Below are 22,762 nucleotides of genomic sequence, written 5' to 3'. Positions count from 1 at the left end.
CAAGGCTCCTGGACAGCGTGAGCCCATCTTAGGCCAAAAAGGAGATTTTGGCCAAAAGGGGTCAATTGGGCTGGGCCAGGGGCTGCAAGCGCCACAGCGAGGTCACCTCTGAGCGCCGGGCCCGGAACAGCGGGTCGGACGGGTCGGCGGCCTTGGGGTGGCGGGGGCGGATGTCGTGGCGCCCGGCCACCGAAAGGCCGGCTTCGGCGATCCAGCCCAGCAGCTGGGCACGCGGGCGCAGGCCCAGGTGTTCGGCCAGGTCGGACAGGATCAGCCAGCCCTCGCCGCCGGGCGTGAGGTGGTCTTTCAGGCCGGCGAGGAAGGCGCGCAGCATGCGGTGGTCGGGGTCGTACACGGCCTGCTCCAGCAGCGAGTGGGCGCGGCCGGGCAGCCAGGGCGGGTTGCAGACGATGAGCGGGGCGCGGCCGTCGGGGAAGAGGTCGGCATCGATCAATGTCACCCGCTCGGCCAGGCCCAGGCGCTGCAGGTTGTCGCGCGCGCAGGCCAGCGCCCGGGGCGAGGTGTCGGTGGCCACGAGGCGGCGCACGCCGCGCCGGGCCAGCACGGCGGCCAGCACGCCGGTGCCGGTGCCGAGGTCAAAGGCCAGCTCGGGCGCCGGGGAGGGCAGGGGCGTGTTGGCCACCAGATCGACGTATTCGCCCCGCACCGGCGAGAACACGCCGTAGTGGGCATGGATGCGTGCGCCCAGGGCCGGCACCTCCACCCCCTTGAGCCGCCATTCGTGCGCGCCGATGGCGCCCAGCAGTTCGCGCAGCGACAGCACGCAGGGCGTCTCGCAAGGGCCGAAGGCTTCGTCGCAGGCGGTGCGCACCTCGGGCGCGCGGCGCAGCGGCAGCGCGTAGTGGGCCTCGAAGGGCAGCAGCACGAGGTTGAGGCGGCGGGCCTTTTCGGCCTGGGCCTTGCGCTGCAGATGGAAGGCATGGGCCAGCGAGTCGGTGCCCGGGGCCGGTGAGGGCGGCGGCTTGCGCGGCGGGCGGTCGAGCCGTCGGGCCAGGGCCACGAGCAGCTGGCGGGCATTGTGATAGTCGCCGCGCCACAGCAGGGCGGTGCCTTCGCTGGTCAGGCGCAGGGCGGTGTCGGCGTTGGTCTGGTCGTCGGCCACCACCACGCGTTTGGGTGGCGGCAGGCCGGCCTCGGAATGCCAGCGGGCCTCGTGGGGCTGGCCGTCTTCGGTCCAGTGCAGGGTCGGGATGTCAGTGTGCATGCGCCACTGTAGCGGCTGCGGTGTCGTGCGCCAGCGGCGGCAGCCGCTCGAACCAGGGCTGGGCCTGTTCGAGCTGGGCCGCGAGCTGCAGCAGCACGGCCTCCTCGCCGAAGCGCGCGATGAACTGCACGCCCAGCGGCAGGCCGTTGGCGCACCAGTGCAGCGGCACGCTCATCGCGGGCGTGCCGGTGAGGTTGGCCAGCTGCGTGAAGGGCACGTGGCGCAGGCTGTCCAGCGCGATCTGGTCGATCACCGGCGCGAGCACGCCCAGGCGGTGCAGGCCGCCCAGCAGGCCCGTGGCACACAGCACGGTGAGCAGGCTTTCCTGCCAGGCGGGTGGATCGCCGGTGCCGTGCTTCACCGGCGGGCCCGCCAGCGTGGGGGTCAGCAGCAGGTCGTGCTGCTCGTGGAAGCGCCCCAGGGCGCGGGCGAAATCGTTCCAGCGCCAGAGGTGGCGCGTGGCGGTGCCGGCCGAGGTGGCGCGGCCCAGGGCGGCCAGCACGCGGGTGAGCGGCTCGAAGTCGCTCTCGCGCGCACCCTGCTCCCGGGCCTGGCTCACGCCGGCCGCCACCACACCGAAATAGAGGTGCAGGTAGGTCTGGGCCAGGGCGCGGCCGTCGATGTCGGGCGCGCCGGGCACCACCTCGTGCCCGAGCTGGCGCAGCAGATCCGCCGTGTGTTCGACGGCGGCCACCGCTTCGGCATCCACCGGCGTGCCCAGCGGCGAGGCGGTGCTGTAGGCGATGCGCAGGCGCGGCGGCGGCTGGCGCACGAGCGCGGCATAGGGCGCGGACGGCGTCGGGATGCGGAAGGGGTCGCCGGGTTCGGGGCCGGCCAGCACGTCGAGCGCCAGCGCGCTGTCGCGCACGCTGCGCGAGATCACCCCATCGCTGGAGGCGCCGTACCAGACCTCGCCGATGGCCGGGCCGGGCGAGACGCGGCCCCGCGAAGGCCGCAGCCCGAAGAGCCCGCAGCAGGCGGCCGGGATGCGGATGGAGCCGCCGCCGTCGTTGCCGGCCGCCATGGGCACCACCCCCGCGGCCACCGCGGCGGCCGCGCCGCCGCTGGAGCCGCCCGGGGTGTGGTCCAGATGCCAGGGGTTGCGGCTTCTGCCCTGGGCGCGTGGGTCGGTCACCCCTTTGAGTGCCAGTTCGGGCAGGCGGGTCTTGCCGAAGATCACCAGGCCGGCCGCTTTCAGGCGACGCACGATGCTGCTGTCTTCGGTGGCCACGCGGGTGAAGGCCCGGCTGCCCTGGCCGGTGGGCAGCCCGGCGATGTCATGCACCGCGTCCTTCACCAGGAAGGGCACCCCGCCAAAGACCCCGGCCAGGCGGCCGGGGGGCCAGGCGTCGATCTGGGCGCGGGCCTCGCCTTCCATCAGCCGTGCGAGCGACTGGATGTGCGGCTCGACCCGGTCGAGTTGCTGCAGCGCGAGACTCAGCAGTTCAGGCGCGCTGACCTCGCCGCGGGCCACGGCGGCGGCCAGGGCGGTGGCGTCATGGCGCAGGTACTCGTCGTGATGCATGCGGCGCAGCGTCAGCGCTTGCGCGTGCCGGTGGCTGGCGCTTCGGCGCTGCCCTGTTGCAGGCCTTCGGTCATGCCGATGAGCACGCCGCTGACCAGCGTGGAATAGCCTTCGAGCAGGGCCTGGGCGGTGCGCAGGCCCATGGCGCGGCTGTCGCGCAGGGTGCTGTGCGCCTGGTCCAGAAGCTGCTCGACGGTGGCCGTGGCCTGGGCCCCGGTGTCGGTGCCCTTGAGCTTCATGGCATTGAGCACCGGTGCCCACGCGTTCTGCACGGGGCCGGCGCTGTCCTGGATGGCCTTGCCGACAGTGGAGAAGAAGACCTCCTCCATCTTCTCGAGGTTGGCCAGCGCGGTCTTGAGCGGGCCCTGCTGCAGGTCGGCCCCCTGTGAGATGAATTGCTGCAAGGCGGTGCGGTGCGCCTCCACGGCCTTCAGCAGCGCACCGTCCATGCCGTCGAAGGCTTTCTCGAGCAGCTTCTGCACATCGGCCGTGCTGCCCGGGTTCTGGGCCGCGCCCGCTGAGGCGGCCTGGGTGACGGCCTGCAGCACGTTGCGTACGTTCTGCAGCGTGAGCTCGCGCCCCTGCAGGGCCTTGAGCGTGGCGGTGCTCACGGCCTTGCGCAGCGCCTCGCCCTGGCGGGCCGAGGCCTGGGAGAACATCTCGATCAAGGCGTCCTGGTCGATTCCGGACTTCTTCGTCATGTGCGTCTCCTGATGGTCGTTGCGGCGCCTGCGCCCGATGCGGCACCTGCCGCTTTATAGGCGGGATCGCGCGCGCTGACCAGAGGGCGGGCCATCACGGACAGCGCCACCCGAGGGAAAGGAAGAGAATGCCGCGATGGACTTCCTCGAACACCTCGACCCCGGCATCACCGTCATCGACACCGGCTTCGTGCGGCCACGCTTCGATGCGGCCTACCTCATCGTCGAAAACGGCCGCGGCGCCTATGTGGACACCGGCCCCAACAGCGCCGTGCCGCGACTGCTGGCCGCGCTGCAGGCCCGCCGGCTCGCGCCCGAGCAGGTCGACTGGCTCATCGTGACGCACGTGCACCTCGACCACGCCGGCGGCGCGGGCCTCTTGCTGCAGCACCTGCCGAACGCGAAGCTGGTGGTGCACCCGCGCGGGGCGCGCCACCTGATCGACCCGCGCCAGCTCATGGCCGGTGTGCGGGCGGTCTATGGTCCCGAGGTGGCCGAGCGCGACTACGGCGAGCTGCAACCCGTGCCGGCCGAACGTGTGCTGGAAACCCATGACGGCCTGGTGCTGGAACTGGCCGGTCGGCCGCTTCACTTTGCCGACACGCCCGGTCACGCGCGCCACCATCACTGCATCTGGGACGAGGCCAGCCGCGGCTGGTTCACCGGCGACACCTTCGGCATCGCCTACCCCGACCTCGTCACGGCCGGTGGTCGCTATGCCTTTCCGACCACCACGCCGGTGCAGTTCGAACCCGAGGCGCTGCACCAGTCACTGGACCGACTGATGGCACGCGACCCGCAGGTGATGTTCCTCACGCACTATGGCGCCACGCGCGACGTGGCTGCGCATGTGGCCATGGTGAAGAGTCAGCTCGATGCGATGGTGCGCCTGGGCCGGGCGGCCGCAGGGCAGGCCGACCGCGACGCGCGACTGCGTGCCGGGCTGGCGGCGCTCTATCACGCCGAGTACCGGCGCCAGGGCGGCGTGCTCGACGACGAACGTGTCGAGGCCCTGCTCGAAGGCGACGTGGAACTCAACGCCCAGGGCCTGGGCGTGTGGCTGGACAAGCAGGCGGCCGCGGCGGCGTGATCAGCGGCGCGGGCCGCGGGGGCGGTCCCCACCGGGACGATCGCCCTGGCCTTCGCGGCGGGGGGGACGATCAGGACGGTCACCGCGCGGCGGCCGATCGCCCCGCGGCGGCGGGCGTCGGTCGTCACCACCGCCTTGCGCCTCGCGCAGCAGATGGTGCATCTGCCCCGGGTGCATGTTCTTGCTGGCGGCGAACTCGTTGATGCTCAGGCCGCTCTCGCGGTAGGCCTTGCTCAGTTCGGCCAGGAAGGTCTGGCGTTGGGCGCGGTCGGCGCGCGCGGCTTCCAGCAGACTGTCCAGCGTGGCCGGGTCCACGCCCTTCAGGGCGCAGAAGTTCTCGCGTGTGAGCGTGGTGGTCTCGAAGGCCCGCAGCAGGCCGGCGCGGAAGTTGCGCTCGGCGCGCTGGGCCTCGCGGTGCTTGGCGCGGGCTTCCTCGCGCTGGGCTTCGCGCTGGGCCTTGCGGCGGGCGTCGGCTTCGGGGTCGGCGGGCTTGGCTGCGGGGGCAGGGGCGGCTTGGCCGCCGTCACGCGGCCCACGCGCGGGGCGCGGCTGGCCACGCCGCTGCTCACGGCGCTGCAGCAGGGTCTCGAGCGCAATCTTGCGGTGCTCTTCGCTCAGTTCGCCGGCCGGCTGGCCGTCGAGGTCGAAGCGTTGCGAGCCCGTGCTCACGGCCTTCAGGTAGGCATCGCTGAGCGTGTAGCGGCGGAAGAAGGCCGACAGCACGGCCTTGGGGAAGACACCTGGCGCACGTTCGTTGATGTCGACCTGGATGCGCAGCTTCAGCGGCTTGGGCTCGCCGAAGAGGGCGGGGAAGCGCGTGCGCAGTTCATCGGCGCAGGCCTTGACGGTCATGCCGGGTTCGGCCGCAGCAGGGGCGGCCACCGGAGCCGCATCCAGGGTGGCAGCCGGGGCGGCATCCGGGGAGGGCGGGGGCTCGGCGCCCTCGGCAGACAGGGCTTCGGGCGCGTCGGGCGGAGGAGTGTTCGGGGTGTCGGCGTTCATGACAGTCAACAGCGTGAAGCGGCGATTGTCGCCGCATCGGGAGCCCCGCGCCATGCGGCCCGCATGGAGGGGCGTTCGGCTTAGCATCGCCCTCCATGAATGACAGGGACGCAGTGAGGGCGGCGCGCTGGGCGCTGGTGGTGGGGCTGATGGGCCTGGCCTCGGGCATGGGCATCGGCCGCTTTGCCTTCACGCCCCTGCTGCCGCTGATGCAGGCCGAGGGCCTGTCGCTTGCGGCGGGCAGCCAGCTCGCGGCGGCCAACTACCTCGGCTACCTGGGCGGGGCGCTCGCGTGCATGGCGCTGAACCCGCGTGCCGGTGCCGCGGCGCGGGCCGGCCTGCTGGGCGTGGCCGTGTGCACGCTGGCGATGGCCGCTTCACCGGGTGGGGTGATGGCCTGGCTGTGGCGTTTTGCGGCAGGCGTGTGCAGTGCCTTCGTGCTGGTGGGGGTTTCGGCCTGGGCAATGGGCTGGCTGGCGAAAGCGGGCCGCCCGGGCGCCGCGGGCGGGGTGTTTGCCGGCGTGGGCGTGGGCATGGCGGTGGCGGGGGGCATCGCCTGGACGTCGGGGCTGTTGGCGTGGCCGGCGGCGCCCACCTGGGCTGGCCTGGGCGTTCTGGCCGCTGCGGTGGCCGCCGCAGCATGGCGGCCGCTGCGGGACGACGCCGTGGCACCGGCACCCATGCCCCAGGGCGCGGCACGCGGTGTGCCACGCGCCGTGTGGCCGCTGGTGGCCTGTTACGGCGCCCTGGGCTTCGGCTACATCCTGCCGGCCACCTTCCTGCCGGCCCTGGCGCGCCTGTGGGTGGACGACGCGCGTGTCTTTGGCGCGGTCTGGCCCGTGTTCGGTGTGGCGGCGGCCCTGTCCACGCTGGTGGCCGCGCCGCTGCTCGTGCGTCACGGTGCACGCATGGTCTGGGCCGCCGCGATGGGCGTGATGACCGTGGGCGTGCTGCTGCCGGTGGTGTCAACGCAATCCCTGGCCCTGGTGCTGAGCGCCGTGTGCGTGGGCGGCACCTTCATGGTGGCCACGATGGCCGGGCTGCAGGAAGCCCGGCGCCTGGGGAGCGCGGCGCCCACCCGGGTGATGGCCGCGATGACGGCCGCCTTTGCCACCGGCCAGTGGCTGGGGCCGCTCACCGTGGGCGCCCTGGCCCGCGCCGACGATCCGATCACCCGGCCCAGCCTGCTGGCGGCGGCCGTCCTGCTGATGGCGATGGTGGCCCTGCTGTGGCGCCGTCGCCCCGAAGTGCCACTGCCTCGAAAGGACCCTGCATGAACACCCTCCTGCCGACTGACCGCATGCCCCCGCTGGCGCTGGACGCCATGGACGATGCCCAGCGCGAAGCCGCCCAGGCCCTGATCGCCGGCCCGCGCAAGGCCGTCAAGGGCCCCTTCATCCCGCTGCTGCGCAGCCCTGCGCTGATGGATCGCGTGCAGCGTGTGGGCGAGTACCTGCGCTTCGACAGCAGCCTGCCCACGCGCGTGTCGGAGTTCACGATGCTGCTCGTGGCCCGCCACTGGACACAGCAGTTCGAATGGTGCGTGCATGTGCCGCTGGCGCTGAAGGCGGGCACCGCGGCGGACACCATCGATGCCTTGCGTGAAGGCCGGCGGCCCACCACGATGGATGCCGACGAAACCCTGGTGCACGACTTCGTGGGCGAACTGCTGCAACACCACGGCGTGAGCGATGCCACCTATGCCAGCGCCGTGGCCCGCTTCGGCGAGCGCGGCGTGATCGACCTCACCGGGCTGGTGGGCTATTTCGCGATGGTGTCGATGGTGCTCAACGTGGCGCACACGCCGCCCGAAGAGGCGCCCGGCGTGGCGCTGCTGCCCGCCTTTCCGCGCTAGCCCAGGCTGCGCGACATCGCTTGCGCAGCGGCCTGCAGCCGGCCGAGCTGCTGCAAGGCCTGCGGCAGCGGCAGGCGCGCCTGCGGGGCCTGCAGGGCCAGCGCGCAGCGCACCTCGCCCTGGGCCGATGCGCGCACCGGCACGGCCACGCATACCAGCCCCTCGATGAATTCCTCCGCGTCCACGCTGTAGCCCTGTCGGCGGATGGCCGCGAGTTCGCGCTCCAGCGCCTCGGGGGTGGTCAGCGTGTGGGCCGTCTGCCGGGTGAGCGGCAGCTGGGCCAGCAGCTCGCGCCGGCGCGCGGCGGGCATGTACGCCAGGAAGAGCTTGCCGCTGGCCGAGCAGTGCAGCGGCACGCGCGAGCCGGGGTGCAGGTCCAGCCGCAGCGGGAAGGCGGTCTCGACGCGGTCGAGGTAGATCACGTCGGCGCCGGCCAGGGCCGTGAGGTTGCAGGTCTCGCCCAGCTCGGCCACCAGTTGCGCCAGCACGGCATGGCGCAGGCCGCTGCGGGTGCTGGCGCGCAGGACGTTCTCGGCCAGGCCCACCAGCCGCGGCGCGAGCTGGTAGCGCCGCCCGGAGGGTTCACGCCCCAGCAGGCCCCCGGCTTCGAGCTGCTGCAGCATGCGATGGGTGGTGGGCTTGGGCAGGCCGCCGGCCGCCACCGCCTCGGACAGGGTGAAGGGGCCCTCCAGCGCGGCCAGGCGCTCCAGCAGTTCGATCAGGCGCAGGCCCGGGGTGGAGGGGGTGTCCATGAGATCGTCTGAAATCTCGAAAATCGAGACGAAATCGAAGAAATTTTCGGAATCTTGCCAGCTGCCGGCTAGGGTGCAAAGACATTTCGAGCCAAAGCCCCAGACCCTGACCGTGCACGTCGACAACCTCGTTCTCACTGGCGCCTGTGGTGGCCTGGGCCAGGCCCTGGCGCGCCGTTTCTTGGCCGGCGGGGCCCGCGTGGCCCTGGTGGGCCTGAACCGCCCGGTGCTCGAGGCGCTCGCCCAGGGCGCGCCCGGGCGTTGCCGCGTCTACACGCCCGATGTGAGCGACCCTGCGGCCATGCAGGCCATGGCCCGGGACTGGGTGACGCGGGTCGGGCTGCCCGACGCCGTGATCGCCAACGCGGGCGTGGCCGGGGGCTACGACACCGCCGAGGCCAACGACCTAATGGTGTTTCGCCGCATGCTGGAGATCAACCTGCTGGGCGTGGCCACCACCTTCCAGCCGTTCGTGGCTGCGATGCGCGAGCGCGGCCGGGGCCAGCTCGTGGGTGTGGCCAGCCTGGCTGGCTGGCGCGGCCTGCCCGGCAACGGCGCCTACTGCGCCAGCAAGGCCGGCCTGATCCGCTACCTCGAAAGCCTGCGCGCCGAACTGCGCGGCAGCGGCGTGGGCGTGCTCACCGTGAGCCCGGGCTATCTGCGCACCGCGCTCACGGCGGGCAACCGGTTTGCGATGCCCGGCCTGATGGAGCCCGACGAGGCGGCCCGTCGCATCGCCCAGGCCATGGCCCAGGGGCGCGAGCAGTGCGTGCTGCCTCGGCGGCTGGGCTGGCTGCAACGTGCGCTGGGAGTGCTGCCCGCCACCTGGACCGACCCCTTGCTGCTGCGCCAGCCACGCAAGCCCCGCGTGGGCGAGGCGGGTGCCACCCCCATTCCCGGACTGCCGCCGTCGCATGAAAAGAACTGAACCCGAGGCCCTGGCGCACGTTGCACCGCCCGCGATCGACCGTGGCGAGGCCCTGGCCCTCATCGGCGCCGGCCCCTCGGGCCTGGCCGCGGCCCGCAACCTCGCCAGGCTGGGCATCCCTTTCCAGGGCTTCGAGGCCCACACCGACGTGGGCGGCCTGTGGGACATCGCCAACCCGTGCAGCACGGTCTACGAATCGGCCCACCTGATCTCGTCGAAACGCACGACCGAGTTCGCCGAGTTCCCGATGCCCGACGCGGTGGCCGACTACCCCAGCCACCGCGAGCTGCGCCAGTACTTCAGCGACTTCGCCGACCACTTCGGGCTGCGTGCGCACTACCGCTTTGGCACCCGCGTGCTGCGCGCCGAGCCGCTGGACCACAGCGAGGCCCCGCGCTGGCGGGTGACGAGCCAGGGGGCGGACGGCGCCGCGATCGTCGAAGACTACGCGGGCCTGGTGATCGCCAACGGCACGCTGGCCGAGCCGCAGCGGCCGCGCTTCGATGGCGAGTTCACGGGCGAGCTGATGCACACCGCGCAGTACAAGCACCCGGAGGTCTTCCGCGGCAAGCGCGTGCTCATCGTGGGCGCGGGTAACAGCGGCTGCGACATCGCCGTGGATGCGGTCCACTACGCGCAAAGCGTGGACATCTCGGTGCGGCGCGGCTACTACTTCGTGCCCAAGTACGTGTTCGGCAAGCCGGCCGACACCCTGGGCGGCAGGATCCGCCTGCCGGCCTGGCTCAAGCAGCGGGTGGACGCCACGGTGCTGAAGTGGTTCACCGGCGACCCGGTGCGCTTCGGCTTCCCGAAGCCCGACTACCGCATGTACGAATCACACCCGGTGGTGAACTCGCTGGTGCTCTACCACGCCGGGCATGGCGACATCGGCGTGCGCGGCGACATCCGCCGCTTCGAAGGCGCCACCGTGCACTTCGCCGACGGCAGCACGCGCGACTACGACCTCGTACTCTGCGCCACCGGCTACAAGCTGCACTATCCCTTCATTGACCGTGCGCTGCTCAACTGGCAGGGCCAGGCGCCGCAGCTCTATCTCAACATCTTCCATCCGCGCCTGCACACGCTCTTCGTGATGGGCATGATCGAGGCCAGCGGCATTGGCTGGCAGGGCCGCTACGAACAGGCCGAGCTCATCGCACGGTACTGGCAGGCCCGCGCCCGGGGCTCGTCGTCAGCCGAGGCGCTGAACCGGCGCAAGGCCGGGCCACCGCCCGACCTGAGCGGTGGCTACCGCTACTTGAAGCTCGAACGCATGGCCTATTACGTCCACAAGGACACCTACCGCCGGGCCGTGCGCAACGCCATCGCGGCACTGGCCTAGACCCCAAAGGCAAGGAGACCCCGGTGCTGCCCGTCGATGAAGTCCGGCTCAACTTCAACCCCGCCTCGCTGGCGGCACTCAACGTGATCCTCGCCTTCCTGATGTTCGGCATCGCGCTGGACAGCCGGGTGGCCGAGTTCCGCCGCGTGGCGCGCATGCCGCTGGCCATGGGCGTGGGCATCGTCGCGCAGTTCGTGGTGCTGCCGGCAGTCACCTACGTGCTCACGCTGGTGCTGCAGCCGGGGCCGAGCATCGCCCTGGGCATGATCCTCGTGGCCTGCTGCCCGCCGGGCAACATCTCCAACATCCTGACCCACCGCGCCGGCGGCAACGTGGCGCTGTCGGTGTCGATGACGGCGGTCACCAACCTGCTGTCCATCGTGGTGATGCCGCTGAACTTCGCCTTCTGGGCGGGCATCCACCCCACCGCGGCGCCGCTGCTGCGCACCATCGCGCTCGATCCGTTGCAGATGGTGCTGCACATCGTGGCCATCATCGGCATCCCCTTCGCACTGGGCCTGCTGTGCGCCGAAAAGCTGCCGCGCCTGGCCGAGCGCATCAAGCGACCGGCGCACTGGCTGAGCCTCTTCTTCCTCATCGCCTTCATCGTGGGGGCCATCGCCGGCAACTGGCGCTACTTCCTCGACTACGTGGGCCTCGTGCTGCTGGCCGTGGTGATCCACGACGCCCTGGCCTTCGGCACCGGCTACGCCTGCGCCTCGGCGATGAAGCTGCATGAGTACGACCGCCGCGCCATCTCCATCGAGGTGGGCATCCGCAACGCCGGCCTGGGCCTGGTGCTGATCTTCAGCTTCTTCGGCGGCCTGGGCGGCATGGCCGTGGTGGCGGGCGTCTGGGGCTTCTGGGACATCATCGCCGGCCTCTTGCTGGCGGGCTGGTGGGCGAGGCGGCCCATGCCCGAGCGGGCGAATGCCGCGGCGCGGGAGCCTGCATGACGGTGCGCGTGCTGGTGACAGGGGCCGACGGCTTCCTCGGGCGCAGCCTGGTGCCGGCGCTCGCGATGCATCCGCACGTCGAGACTGTGGTGGCCCTCGACGTGCGCGAGGTCCCGCCGCAGCGCCGCGTGCGCGGCGTCACCCACCGCGTGCAGGATGTGCGCGATCGTCAGCTGGTCCAGACGCTGCGGGACTACGCCATCGATACCGTGGTGCATCTGGCTTCCATCGTCACGCCGGGCAAGGCGAGCGACCGGGAGTTCGAGTACTCGGTGGACGTGGGCGGCAGCCTCAACGTGATCCATGCCTGCCTGGGCGCGCGCGTGCAGCACCTGGTCGTGTCCTCCAGCGGCGCCGCCTATGGCTACCACCCCGACAACCCCGAGCGCATCACAGAAGACCAGCCGCTGCGTGGCAACGAGGCCTTTGCCTATGCCTATCACAAGCGCCTCGTGGAGGAGATGCTGGCCGAGGCGCGCGTGAGCCATCCCCGCCTTGCCCAGACGGTGCTGCGCATCGGCACCATCCTCGGCCGCACGGTGGACAACCAGATCACCGCACTCTTCGAGAAGCGCCGTCTGCTGGCCATCCGGGGTTCGGCCAGCCCCTTTGTCTTCGTGTGGGACGAAGACCTGGTGGCCCTCTTCGTGCAGGCCGTGACCCGGCCGCAGCCCGGCACCTACAACGTGGCCGGCGACGGCGCGCTGGGGGTGCGCGAGCTGGCGCAGCGCCTGGGCAAGCCCGTGCTCGAACTGCCCGCCGGCCTGCTGCGCGCGGCGCTGCACGTGGGCCGATGGACCGGCACCACCCGCTACGGCCCCGAGCAGCTCGACTTCCTGCGCTACCGCCCCGTGCTCGACAACACGCGCCTGAAGGCGGCCTTCGGCGGTGTGCTGCGCAAGACCAGCGCCGAGGCCTTCGAGGCCTGGCGGCAGGCGAGGGCGCTGCGCACGCGCGCCCGCACATGACGCACCGCGACTACCTCGCCGCGCTGGCCGTGGTGGTGATCTGGGGCCTGAACTTCGTCGTGATGAAGGTGGGCCTTCAGGGCCTGAGCCCCTCGCTGCTGGGCGCGCTGCGGTTCGCTGCAGCCTCGCTGCCCTTCCTGCTCTTCGTGCCCTGGCCGCGTGTGCCGCTGCGCTTCGTGCTGGCCTATGGCCTGGCGCAGGGCGTGGGCCAGTTCGGCTTCCTCTTCTTTGCGCTGCACCTGGGCATGACCGCGGGCATGGCCTCGGTGGTGATGCAGACCCAGGCCTTCTTCACCCTGGGGCTGGGGGCCTTGCTGCTGGGCGAGCGCGCACGGCCGCAGCAGTGGCTGGGCGTGGGGCTGGCGGCGCTGGGTCTGGGCTGCATTGCCGTGGCGCATGGCGAGGGCCCGCAGCAGATGACGCTGATCGGCTTCGTGCTCACGCTGGGGGCCGCTTTCATGTGGGCCGCCTCGAACATCGTGGCGCGGCACGCCAGTGCCACCGCGCCGGGCTACGACCCCAAGGCCTTCATCGTGTGGAGCAGCCTCGTGCCCGTGCTGCCCTTCCTCGGCGCGGCGCTGTGGATCGACGGGCCAGAGACGGTGGGGACGTCGCTCGCCGGGCTGAGCCTGGGCTCGCTGCTGTCGGTGCTCTACCTGGCCTGGCTGGCCACGCTGCTGGCCTACACCCTGTGGACGCGCCTGCTGCAACGCCACCCGGTGGGCCGGGTGGCGCCGTTCTCGCTGCTGGTGCCGGTGGTGGGCCTGTGGGCCGCGGCCGCGGCCTTCGGCGAGCAGCCCTCGCCGCTGCAATGGCTGGGCAGCGCCGGTGTGCTGGCCGGGCTGCTGGTGCATCAGTTCGGCGCGCTCGGCCTGGGGGCCTGGCGCCGCTGGCGCACGGGCTAGATCGGCCTCAGGCGGCGCGCATGCCGAGCTGACCGAGGCGGAAGAAAGCCACGGTCTGCGCCAGGCGGCGGGCCTGGTCGTTCATCGACGCAGCGGCGGCAGCCGATTCCTCCACCAGGGCAGCGTTCTGCTGCGTCATCTGGTCGAGCTGGGTCACGGCCACGTTCACCTGCGCGATACCTTCCGACTGCTCGGTGGCCGAGGCGGTGATCTCGCCCATCATGTCCGACACGCGGCGCACCGACGCGACGATCTCGCTCATCGCGGCGCCGGCGCGCTCGACCAGCTCGGTGCCCCCCTCCACGCGCTCCACCGACGCGGTGATCAGGCTCTTGATCTCGCGTGCAGCCTGGGCGCTGCGCTGCGCCAGGTTGCGCACCTCGCCGGCCACCACGGCAAAGCCGCGACCCTGTTCGCCGGCGCGCGCCGCTTCCACGGCAGCGTTCAGCGCCAGGATGTTGGTCTGGAAGGCGATGCCGTCGATCACCCCGATGATGTCGGCGATCTTGCGCGACGACTCGCTGATCTGCGCCATGTTGTCCACCACCTGGTGCACGATCTCGCCCCCCTGGCTGGCGCTCTGGGCGGCGGCCTGCACCAGCTGGTTGGCCTGTCGGGCGGTCTCGGCCGACTGCTTGACTGTGCCGGTGATCTGCTCCATCGACGAGGCGGTCTGCTGCAGGTTCGAGGCCGTGGCCTCGGTGCGGCTCGACAGATCCTGGTTGCCCTGGGCGATCTCGCCCGAGGCGGTGCTGATGTTCTCGGTGCTGGATCGCACTTCGGACACGGTGCGTTCAAGGGCCTGGTTCATCGTGCCCAGGGCACGCAGCAGGTCGCCGAACTCGTCCTGTCGGTCCACGGTCATGGTGTGGGTCAGGTCGCCGTCGGCAATGCGGCGGGCCAGCGCGACGGCGGCATCCAGCGGTTCGCGGATCGAGGCGATGAGGTAGCGCGCGCCGATCACGGCACACAGCACGACCAGGCCCAGCAACACGGCCGCCGTGCCGACGATGCGGTTGCTGTTGGCGCGGCTGGCGATACGCACGGCCTCGACGGCCTCGTCCTGCATGGCCGCAAACTGCCGCAGCGAACCCAGATAGGTCTCGATCAGCGGCGTGAAGCGCTGGTCGAGTTCGGTCTTGACCGCCGGCATGTCGCCCGCGGCCTTGAGCTCACGCAGCCGGGCCAGTGACTCCAGCACCACGCGGCGCTCGTCGGCCACCTTTTTCATCTGGGCACGGTCGGCGTCGCTCAAGTCCATCGCTTCGATGCCCTTGTAGACCTCGTCGATCTGCGCGATGGTCGAGCCGATCAGGGGTTTGAAGTGCGCTTCCACGACGGGATCGGTGGAGATGGCCGAGGCCAGCACGCGCACGACGTTGGTCTCGGTCATGCCGGCCCAGCGGCGGGCTGCGTCACGCTTCGCTTCGGCCTGGGCGGTGGCCGCGCTGACGTCGGCCTGGCTGCGTTTCGAAGCCACGCCGGCCCAGCCGACGATGGCCATGAGGGACACCATCAGCACGGCCACGGCGGCCCACAGTTTGGTGGCGAGTTTGAGCTTGTTCATGGAGGGAAAGACTGCACGGGAACGGGCCACCGCGCGAAAGCCGGTGGTGCTTGCCGTCGGTATCGACAGGTGAGGCGTCAACTTGAGGGTTTACCCGGAGTCTCTGGCGTTGGGTGTGAGGTGGTTCACGGTCTGTCCGCGGGGCAGGGATCATGGGCGTCCAGTAGGATGCCCCCAGGAGATCAAGATCGCCATGGATCGCTTGCAAGCCATCGAAGCCTTCGTCCGTGTGGCCGAGTCGCAGAGCTTTGCGAAAGCGGCCCGCTCGATGCGGGTGTCGAAGTCGGTGGTCACCACCCGCGTGCAGCAGCTCGAGGAGCTGGTGGGTGCCGCGCTCTTTCACCGCAACACGCGCAATGTGCGCCTGTCGGAAGTGGGCGCTGCCTACCTGGCCGAATGCACCCACCTGGTGGGCCGGGCCGACGAACTCGTGGACCAGATGCGCGGCCTGCAGAGCAAGCCCACCGGTCGCCTGCGCGTGCATGCGCTGCCCGGCTTCGTGCTGGGCCACCTTGCCGCCCACCTGAGGGCCTTCCAGGAGCAATACCCCGAGATCACGCTGGACCTGGTGGTGAATGACGCGGCGGTGGACCCGGTGCGCGAGGGCTTCGACTGCGCGCTGCAGATCTTCCGCCCCGTGTCCGACGAACTGGTGTCGCGCCCGGTCTTTCCGGTGCGCCGGGTGTTCTGCGCCTCACCGAGCTACCTGCGCCGCCATGGGGTGCCCAAGCATCCGCACGATCTGTTCGGTCATCGCCTGGGCCTGTATTCGGGCTATCCCACGCGCGACCGCTGGGTCTTTCACCAGGGCGCCGAGAAGGTCGTGCTGGACCTGAAGCCTTCGCTGCTGAGCAACTCGGTGCACCTGCTGGCCGAGTATGCGCAGGAGCAGGCCGGCATCGTCTGCATCCCCACACTGGTGGCGGCCGGTCCGGTGCTCGACGGCCGGCTCAAGATGGTGCTTCCCACCTGGCAGCTCTCGTCTTTCCAGCTCTGCGTGGTCTATCCGCAAAGCCACCGCAGCGGCGTGAAGCTGCGGCTGTTCATCGACAGCCTGGTGAGCCAGTTCGCCGGCGAGCCCCCGTGGGACCGGGGGCTCATCGACAAGGGGCTGCTGCGCCCCGCCCTGATCGAAGGCGGGCGCGAGTGAACAGGTTCAGTCGAGTTTGAGGCCGACCTTGGCGGCCACCTGGCCCCACTTGGCGTGGCCCTGCGCATGGCGCCGTGCGGCCTCCTCGGGCGTGATGCCCAGCGGGTCGAGGTCGTTGGCCTGCAGCTGCTGCCGCAGGGCCGGGTCCTGCAGCGCCGCCGCCACGTCGGCCTGGATGCGCTGCACGAGGGCCGCCGGCGTGCCGCGCGGCGCAGCGAGCGTCTCGGCGAAGGAGGCATCGAATCCCGGGTAGCCCGACTCGGCCACCGTGGGCACCTCCTTCGCCAGGGGCGAGCGTGTGGCGCTGGACACGGCCAGGGCCTTGAGCTTGCCGCTGCGCACGTGCGGATACACCACCGGCGTAGCGAGGAAGCCGCAGGGCACCTGCCCGCCCAGCACGTCCTGCGTGGCGGGCGAGGGGCCACGGTAGGGGATGTGGGTCATGCGGATGCCGGCGGCGTCGCTAAGCATCTCGAAGGCCAGGTGGCCGGGGACCCCGGCACCGCCCGAGGCATAGCTCAGGGCCTGGCCTTTGGCCGCTTCTTTGGCGGCTTTCACCAGCTCTGGCACAGAGGAAAAGCCGGCGCCAGGATGGCAGACCAGCATCTGCGTGAAGGCCGCCAGGTGGGTCACCGGCACCAGGTCGGTGTCGGGCTTGACCGGCATGCTGCGGTAGATGTGCGGGTTCACGGTGTACATCGTGTCCGGCCCCACCAGCAGCGTGTAGCCGTCCGGGGCCGACTTGGCCACCGCATCCATGCCGATGTTGCCGCCCGCGCCCGGCCGGTTTTCCACGACCACGGGTTGCTTCCACTTTGCGGCGAGCTTTTCGCCCACCAGGCGCGCCACCACGTCACCGGGGGCGCCGGGCGGGAAGGCCACGATGATGCGTACCGGCTTGCTCGGCCAGTCGCTGGGCTGGGCCCACGCAGTGCTGAAGGGGGCTGCCAGCACCAGGCCGGCTGCCAGGGCGTGGAGGAGGGGGCGTCGTGTCATGTGTGTCTCCAGTGTCGTTGTGGATCGGATCAGGGGAAAGGGTCACCACACCCCGATGTGGATGCCCACGCGGTGCTCCTTGGCCGTCCAGTCGGCCATGGCCTGGTGGCTCACGGTGGGGTGGATGGCGCGCGTGCGCAGCCAGTCGAAGAGGGCGGCGAAGTGCTCGTCGCGCACCGAGGCCAGGCCCGGGTCGCGGCCGCGGTCCACCAGCTCCTGCGGGTCGTCGAGCAGGTCGAAGAGCTGGGGCGGCAGTCCTTCGTAGTGGATGTACTTCCAGCGCTCGCTGCGGATCATGAACATGCGGCAGCGGTCAGCCGGCTGGTTGAGCGGCTCGCGCACGAAGCTGCGGAAGGCATAGTCACCCTCGCTCACCGCCAGCTCGCGCGGTGCGGGGCGGGGCTGGCCCTGCAGCAGCAGGGGGACCAGTGAGCGGCCTTCGAGCAGGTGGTCGGGCACCTCGGCGCCGATCGCGTCGAGGAAGGTGGGCAGCAGGTCGATGAGCTCGACCAGTTCGGGTTCGCTCACGCCCCGCCGGGCCGACGCGCCGGGGTGGCGCACGATCAGCGGCACGGCGGCCACGGGGTCGTGGAAGAGTTCCTTCTCGCCCAGCCAATGGTCGCCGAGGTAGTCGCCGTGGTCGCTGCAGAAGACGATGAGGGTGTCGTCCCAGCGGCCAGTGTGCTTGAGGTGCGCGAACAGCCGGCCCAGGTGGTCATCGATCTGGCGGGTCAGGCCCATGTAGGCCGGCAGCACATGGCGACGCATCGCGTCGTCGCTCATGTTGCGGCTGGCCACGTAGGACTGGAAGCCGCGCATCACCGGGTGGGGGTTGTCGCGCTCGGCGGCGCTGCGCACCGGGGCGGGCAGGTCGGCCTCGCGGTAGAGCGCGTGGTAGGGGTCGGGTGCCACATAAGGCCAGTGCGGCTTGATGTAGGAGAGGTGCAGGCACCACGGCTGCTCACCACACTCGTCGATGAAGTCCATCGCACGTCGTGTCATCCAAGCGGTTTCCGAATGCTCCTCGGGCACCGCGGCGGGCAGGTGGGCGTGGCGCATCTCCCAGCCTGAGAGCACCTCGCCGTGCACCCCGCGCGCGGAGTTGGCCCAGTCGTGCCAGGGGTTGTCGCCGCCGAAGCCCTGGGCGCGCAGGTAGCGCGCATAGCCCTGGTCGGCCGGCATGCGCGGCCCCGGCCACAGGCCGTCGTCGCGCTCATAGGGCTCGAAGCCGCCCTGGTGTGCCAGCAGGCCGTCGCCGCGCACGGGGTCGGCGCCGAAACGGCGCAGGCCCTCGGCGTCGCCGGCGATGTGGGTTTTGCCCACCACGGCCACGCGCAGACCCTGCGGGCGCAGCAGCGAACCCATCGTGGGGTTGTGCAGTGGCAGCGGCACGAAGTTCCAGTTCGAACCGTGGGTGCTCATGTAGCGGCCGGTGTAGGCCGACATGCGCGAGACACCGCACACGGGGCCCTGCACATAGGCGCGCTCGAAGCGCACACCGTCGGCCGCGAGGGCGTCGAGGTTGGGGGTGTCGAGGTGGCGGGCACCGTAACAGCTCAGGTGATCGCGCCTGAGCTGGTCGGCCATGATGAAGAGGATGTTGCGGACCATGTGGGGACTCCGTGGATGCAACACATGCTAGGAATCCCTTTGACCTGTCTCAAACGAAATCTGCGAGCATTCCGCTGCATGGAACGATGGGGAAAGCCTTGAGCAGCGACGACGCCGTGCGCAGCGTGATGCGGGCGATGCAGATCCTGCGCGCGCTGCAGGATCTGCAGCGCGCCAGCCTGGCCGAGCTGCAGCGCCACACCGGCCTGCCCAAGCCCACCTTGCTGCGGCTGATGCACACGCTGGAGGCCGAGCAGGCGGTGTGGCGGCCGCAAGGCGACGGCCTGTGGCGACCGGCGGTGCTGCTGCAGCCCACACGCATCCTGCGAGACGAGCACCTGCGCCTGGTCGAGGCCGCCATGCCTGCGCTGGAGGCCTTGCGCGAGCGCGTGATCTGGCCTTCCGACCTGGCGGTGCGTCAGGGCTTGAGCATGCGGCTGCTGGAAACCACGCGCCGCGCCAGCGGCCTGGCCGTCAACCGCGACCCGATCGGCCACCGCATCGACCTGCTGCGCTCGGCCGTCGGCCGGGCCTACCTGGCCCACTGCCCACCGGCCGAGCGGGCCTCGCTGCTGCGACAGCTGCAGCGGCGGCCCGGTGCGGCGCGCGATCTGCCCGAGCGCATCGAGGCGCTCGTGGCCGAGGTGCTGCGCCAGGGGTATGCCGTGCGCGATCCGCACTACGGAGGCAGCGATGCGTCCATCGACACCTTCGACGACCAGTTGCGGGCCATCGCCGTGCCGGTGATCGCGCGCAAACGCGTGCTGGGCTGCATCAACCTCGTGTGGCCACGGCGCTTTGCAGCGCGCACCGATGTCGTGGCGCGCCACCTGCGTGACCTGCAACAGGCCGCCAGCGCCATCGCCGACGCCTGGGTGGCTGGGGCAGCTCCGCGTTAACCCCAGGGATTGTTCGGAAAGTCCGAACAGTTTGGCCGTTCCCTGGCCTCTACCGCTTCCGCAGGCCGATTCCTAGACTTGTCTTCATCCGACGACGCAAACCCCGACGCATACCCCACTGGAGACAAGCCCATGAACGTGAGCTACCACACCAAATTCGGCTCCCTTTCGAACTACGAGAAGGGCCGGGTCGAGCCCATCGACGACGACGTCAAGCACTACGCCTTCTCGAACTGCTTCGAGATCGCCAGCAAGAGCAAGCCCTACGAGAAGGTGGTCTTCGGCCAGAACCAGATCTATGTGCTGGAGTGCCTGCGCGCTGAAGGGGAGTCCCCCTGGTACACCTGCGCCCACGACGAGTTCGCGCTGGTGATGGACGGCGAGGTGGAGGTGCATCTGATCCAGCTCGAGGCGCCCCAGCAGGTGAGCGACGCCGACAAGAACGGTGCCGTGCTCGTCGAGGGCACGCCGCGTGGCAAGAAGATGGGCTGGATGAAGCTCAAGCGTGGCCACCAGGGCCTGCTGCCGAAGAACACGGCCTACCAGTTCCGCAGCGCCAAGCCCGGCGTGGTCATCCTGCAGACCTGCAAGGGGGACCTGTCCATCGAGCGCTGGGCCGACATCTGCCAGGTGCAGTGAGACCGCCTTCCACGACTCCCACGACTTGCACGGAGACAGCACCATGAACGCTCCCGCCGACCTCGCCAAGGTCATCACTTCCCAGCCCGACGCCGACCTGGGCTACCGCAGCTTCGAGCTGGGTGGCTTCAAGTTCCGCCGTGACGAATACTTCGCCCACATCACCTGGACCACGCGCGACGGCCGCCCGCTGTCGCACACCATGGACGTGGCCAACTTCCTGCGCGCGCTCATGCGCGACGTGGCCTGGGGCTTCTTCTACGGTGGCGTGAACTTTGATCACGTCATCGGCACCACCAACCACTACAAGACGGTGGATCTCTACTGCGGCAGCTACAACGGCACGATGAAGGCTGCGGGCGTGGACCGGCTGGAAAACTTCCCGACCGAGCAGATCGCCGCGACCTTCCAGCAGATGCTGGACGACTGGACCAACGAAGGCTTCGACCCCTTCGCTGCGCCCCAGGAGACCGGCACCGCCTATGGCCGAAAGCGTGGCAACAACACGGCGGCCATCACCCGCGCGCGCGAGCTGGCCAAGCGCTGCGTGGGCCTGAAGGACGACCTGGCGCTGCGCACCGATGAGCGCGGCGCGCCGGTCAACCGTGCCTTTGCCGACGTGCCCCAGGACCAGCCCGAACTGCATCCCGAGCCCGGCTTCGAGAACGAGGTGCATGCCTTCAACCTCTTCGCCTTCCTGAGCCGCTCGCAGGTCACGTGGAACCCGTCGTTCACCTCGGTGGTGAAGTACAGCTACATGTGCCCCACCACCGAAGAGCACATCCTGCCCATCATCCATGCCAACGACCGCGTGGAATGGTTCTTCCAGATGTGCGACGAGATCCATTGGGACTGCGCCGACAAGACCACCGGCAAACCCCTGGCCCGCGTGATCATGAAGGCCGGTGACATGGCTGCGATGCCTGCCTACTGCCGCCACCAGGGCTACAGCCCCAAGCGCTCGATGCTGCTGGTGTGGGAGAACGGCTCGCCCAACCTCGTGTACGAGATCCAGAAGGGCGAAAGCCCCGAAGTGCCCGTGCAATTCTGAGGCGCCGGCCGCCGTCGCCACAGAAGCCCCCATTGCCTTTCCGGCTGGTCCGCCCTGGCGGGCCGGTCTGGTGGAGTTCACCCATGTCACTGGCTGACATCCAGGCCGCCGCCGGCCTCAAGACGCCGATCCGCCACCAGCTCTTCATCGATGGCAAGTTCGTCGATGCGGCCTCGGGCATGACGGCGCCCACGCTCAACCCGCACAACAACACCACCATCGCCGACGTGGCCATGGCGGGCAAGGAAGACGTCGACCGTGCGGTGGCCGCCGCGCAGAAGGCCTTCCCGAAATGGAGCCGCATGGCCGCCGCCGACCGCGGCCGCATCCTGCTGCGCCTGGCCGACAAGCTGGAAGAGCACACCGAGGAGTTCGCGCGGCTGGAGTCGCTGGACACCGGCCACCCGCTGCGCGACTCCCGCGTGCTGGACGTGCCCCGCACGGCGGCCACCTACCGCTACTTCGGCGGCATGGCCGACAAGTTCCAGGGCGACGTGGTGCCGGTGGAACAGGGCTTCCTGAACTACCTGCTGCGCGAGCCCCTGGGAGTGGTGGGCCAGGTCGTGCCCTGGAACTTCCCGCTCATGTTCACCAGCTGGAAGATGGCCCCGGCGCTGGCTGCCGGCAACTGCATCGTGATGAAGCCGGCCGAGATCACGCCGCTGTCCTCGCTGAAGATCGCCGAGCTGATGGCCGAGTGCGGCATGCCCGAGGGGGTGGTCAACATCCTGCCCGGGCTGGGCAGCGTGGCCGGCCAGTACATCGCCGAACACCCGGAAATTGCCAAGGTCGCCTTCACCGGCAGCACGGCCACCGGCCGGCGCATCGTCGAGGCCTCGGCGGGCAACCTGAAGAAGGTGCAGCTCGAACTGGGCGGCAAGGGCGCCAACATCGTCTTCGAAGATGCCAACCTGCTGGCCGCCGTCAACGGCGCCGCCTGGGCCATTTTCCACAACCAGGGCCAGGCCTGCATCGCCGGCAGCCGCCTGGTGCTGCACGAGAAGATCGCCGACGCCTTCCTGGAGAAATTCCTGGCGCTGGCCCAGTCCATCCGCGTGGGCAACCCGCTGGATGCCAGCACCGAGATGGGTCCGCTCACCAGCGCCCAGCACCGCGACCGTGTGCTGAGCTACGTGGCCGTGGCCCGCGAGCAGGGCGGCGAGCTGCTGTCTGGCGGCAAGCCGCCGTCGGCCGCCGAACTGCGCGAAGGCTTCTACGTCGAGCCCACGGTGGTGCGCGCCCGCAGCGCCTCCGACCGCATCGCACAGGAGGAAGTCTTCGGCCCCTTCGTGACCGTGCTCACCTTCAAGACCGACGAGGAAGCCCTGGCGATCGCCAACGGCACCGAGTACGGCCTGGGCGGCGGCCTGTGGACGAGCAACCTGCAGCGCGCCCACCGCTTCGCCCGCGAGATGAAGAGCGGTATGGTCTGGATCAACTGCTACAAGCGCGTCAACCCCGGCTCGCCCTTCGGCGGCACCGGCCAGAGCGGCTACGGCCGCGAGATGGGCTTCGACGTGATGCGCGAGTACACCCAGGTCAAGTCGGTCTGGGTGAACGTCGATGCCCAGATCCCGCCCTGGTATCCCCGCTGACGCCT

General features: G+C 70.4%; 21 protein-coding genes. 13 read left to right on the top strand and 8 right to left on the bottom strand.

Going from position 1 to position 22,762, the window contains the following annotated elements; translation table 11 throughout:
* Positions 1–61: 61 nt before the first annotated feature.
* The 3 genes from C1704_RS14745 to C1704_RS14735 are packed head-to-tail and all read right to left on the bottom strand — an operon-like array spanning position 62 to position 3,451.
* A complete protein-coding gene (locus tag C1704_RS14745) occupies positions 62–1,225 on the bottom strand; it encodes a methyltransferase (RefSeq protein ID WP_104303504.1) in 1,164 nt (387 codons plus the stop codon).
* Positions 1,215–2,750 carry an amidase gene (locus tag C1704_RS14740; RefSeq protein WP_104303503.1) on the bottom strand — a complete coding sequence of 512 codons (1,536 nt, stop codon included), beginning with the start codon at positions 2,748–2,750 and terminating at the stop codon, positions 1,215–1,217. Before C1704_RS14740 ends, C1704_RS14745 begins: the two co-directional genes overlap by 11 nt.
* Before the next feature lie 11 nt (positions 2,751–2,761).
* On the bottom strand, positions 2,762–3,451 hold the full coding sequence (locus C1704_RS14735) for a DUF6781 family protein (protein ID WP_104303502.1): 690 nt from the start codon (positions 3,449–3,451) through the stop codon (positions 2,762–2,764).
* 136 nt (positions 3,452–3,587) lie between these two features.
* On the opposite strand from C1704_RS14735, the gene C1704_RS14730 reads away from it, so the two are divergent.
* Complete coding sequence (locus C1704_RS14730) at positions 3,588–4,541, top strand: MBL fold metallo-hydrolase (RefSeq protein WP_104303501.1); 954 nt, start codon at positions 3,588–3,590, stop codon at positions 4,539–4,541.
* Here the strand turns inward: C1704_RS14730 and C1704_RS14725 are convergent, their stop codons facing one another.
* A complete protein-coding gene (locus tag C1704_RS14725; protein ID WP_245876508.1) occupies positions 4,542–5,543 on the bottom strand; it encodes a ProQ/FINO family protein in 1,002 nt (333 codons plus the stop codon).
* Positions 5,544–5,638: 95 nt separating this feature from the next.
* On the opposite strand from C1704_RS14725, the gene C1704_RS14720 reads away from it, so the two are divergent.
* On the top strand, positions 5,639–6,820 hold the full coding sequence (locus C1704_RS14720; RefSeq protein ID WP_104303500.1) for a YbfB/YjiJ family MFS transporter: 1,182 nt from the start codon (positions 5,639–5,641) through the stop codon (positions 6,818–6,820).
* The gene (locus C1704_RS14715; RefSeq protein WP_104303499.1) at positions 6,817–7,398 is read left to right on the top strand and encodes a carboxymuconolactone decarboxylase family protein; all 582 of its coding nucleotides are present in this window, start codon (positions 6,817–6,819) and stop codon (positions 7,396–7,398) included. Before C1704_RS14720 ends, C1704_RS14715 begins: the two co-directional genes overlap by 4 nt.
* Here the strand turns inward: C1704_RS14715 and C1704_RS14710 are convergent.
* Complete coding sequence (locus C1704_RS14710; protein WP_104303498.1) at positions 7,395–8,150, bottom strand: IclR family transcriptional regulator; 756 nt, start codon at positions 8,148–8,150, stop codon at positions 7,395–7,397. The two genes, C1704_RS14715 and C1704_RS14710, sit on opposite strands and share 4 nt — an antisense overlap.
* A gap of 106 nt (positions 8,151–8,256) precedes the next feature.
* On the opposite strand from C1704_RS14710, the gene C1704_RS14705 reads away from it, so the two are divergent.
* Genes C1704_RS14705 through C1704_RS14685 form a run of 5 tightly spaced genes read left to right on the top strand, consistent with a single transcriptional unit; the run spans position 8,257 to position 13,249 of the window.
* Positions 8,257–9,078, top strand: a complete 822-nt coding sequence (locus tag C1704_RS14705; RefSeq protein ID WP_419186809.1) for an SDR family oxidoreductase — start codon at positions 8,257–8,259, stop codon at positions 9,076–9,078.
* Positions 9,065–10,420, top strand: a complete 1,356-nt coding sequence (locus C1704_RS14700; protein WP_104303496.1) for a flavin-containing monooxygenase — start codon at positions 9,065–9,067, stop codon at positions 10,418–10,420. Before C1704_RS14705 ends, C1704_RS14700 begins: the two co-directional genes overlap by 14 nt.
* A 23-nt stretch (positions 10,421–10,443) precedes the next feature.
* Positions 10,444–11,376, top strand: coding sequence for a bile acid:sodium symporter family protein (locus C1704_RS14695; RefSeq protein WP_104303495.1), 933 nt, complete (start codon positions 10,444–10,446; stop codon positions 11,374–11,376).
* Entirely contained in the window at positions 11,373–12,344 is a 972-nt protein-coding gene (locus C1704_RS14690) for an SDR family oxidoreductase (RefSeq protein WP_104303683.1), read from the top strand. Before C1704_RS14695 ends, C1704_RS14690 begins: the two co-directional genes overlap by 4 nt.
* Positions 12,341–13,249, top strand: coding sequence for an EamA family transporter (locus C1704_RS14685; RefSeq protein WP_104303494.1), 909 nt, complete (start codon positions 12,341–12,343; stop codon positions 13,247–13,249). The genes C1704_RS14690 and C1704_RS14685 overlap by 4 nt, the downstream gene beginning before the upstream one ends.
* A 7-nt stretch (positions 13,250–13,256) precedes the next feature.
* Here C1704_RS14685 and C1704_RS14680 read toward each other — a convergent pair whose 3' ends face one another.
* Positions 13,257–14,816 carry a methyl-accepting chemotaxis protein gene (locus C1704_RS14680; RefSeq protein WP_104303493.1) on the bottom strand — a complete coding sequence of 520 codons (1,560 nt, stop codon included), beginning with the start codon at positions 14,814–14,816 and terminating at the stop codon, positions 13,257–13,259.
* Positions 14,817–15,009: 193 nt separating this feature from the next.
* Between C1704_RS14680 and C1704_RS14675 the strand changes: the two genes are divergently transcribed.
* Positions 15,010–15,966: a LysR family transcriptional regulator gene (locus C1704_RS14675; protein ID WP_104303492.1), complete on the top strand. Its 957-nt coding sequence runs from the start codon at positions 15,010–15,012 to the stop codon at positions 15,964–15,966.
* 6 nt (positions 15,967–15,972) lie between these two features.
* Here the strand turns inward: C1704_RS14675 and C1704_RS14670 are convergent, their stop codons facing one another.
* Both C1704_RS14670 and C1704_RS14665 read right to left on the bottom strand, forming a co-directional pair.
* Positions 15,973–16,962: a Bug family tripartite tricarboxylate transporter substrate binding protein gene (locus C1704_RS14670; RefSeq protein WP_104303491.1), complete on the bottom strand. Its 990-nt coding sequence runs from the start codon at positions 16,960–16,962 to the stop codon at positions 15,973–15,975.
* Between the two features lie 42 nt (positions 16,963–17,004).
* Entirely contained in the window at positions 17,005–18,573 is a 1,569-nt protein-coding gene (locus tag C1704_RS14665; RefSeq protein ID WP_104303490.1) for a sulfatase-like hydrolase/transferase, read from the bottom strand.
* Between the two features lie 98 nt (positions 18,574–18,671).
* Here C1704_RS14665 and C1704_RS14660 point away from each other — a divergent pair, with 98 nt between their 5' ends.
* From C1704_RS14660 to C1704_RS14645, 4 genes are all read left to right on the top strand, one after another.
* Positions 18,672–19,472, top strand: coding sequence for a helix-turn-helix domain-containing protein (locus tag C1704_RS14660; protein WP_170064714.1), 801 nt, complete (start codon positions 18,672–18,674; stop codon positions 19,470–19,472).
* A gap of 132 nt (positions 19,473–19,604) precedes the next feature.
* Positions 19,605–20,111, top strand: a complete 507-nt coding sequence (locus tag C1704_RS14655; RefSeq protein ID WP_104303488.1) for a cupin domain-containing protein — start codon at positions 19,605–19,607, stop codon at positions 20,109–20,111.
* Positions 20,112–20,154: 43 nt separating this feature from the next.
* Positions 20,155–21,162, top strand: coding sequence for a hydroxyquinol 1,2-dioxygenase (locus C1704_RS14650; protein ID WP_104303487.1), 1,008 nt, complete (start codon positions 20,155–20,157; stop codon positions 21,160–21,162).
* A gap of 128 nt (positions 21,163–21,290) precedes the next feature.
* On the top strand, positions 21,291–22,757 hold the full coding sequence (locus tag C1704_RS14645) for an aldehyde dehydrogenase family protein (RefSeq protein WP_104303682.1): 1,467 nt from the start codon (positions 21,291–21,293) through the stop codon (positions 22,755–22,757).
* The last annotated feature ends 5 nt before the right edge of the window (positions 22,758–22,762 follow it).

Origin of the sequence: Caldimonas caldifontis, assembly GCF_002930615.1 — a bacterium.
In the GTDB taxonomy this organism is placed as follows: Bacteria; Pseudomonadota; Gammaproteobacteria; order Burkholderiales; family Burkholderiaceae_C; genus Caldimonas; species Caldimonas caldifontis.
Note: the sequence above shows the minus strand (reverse complement) of the source record. Positions and strands in the feature narration are given on the sequence as shown.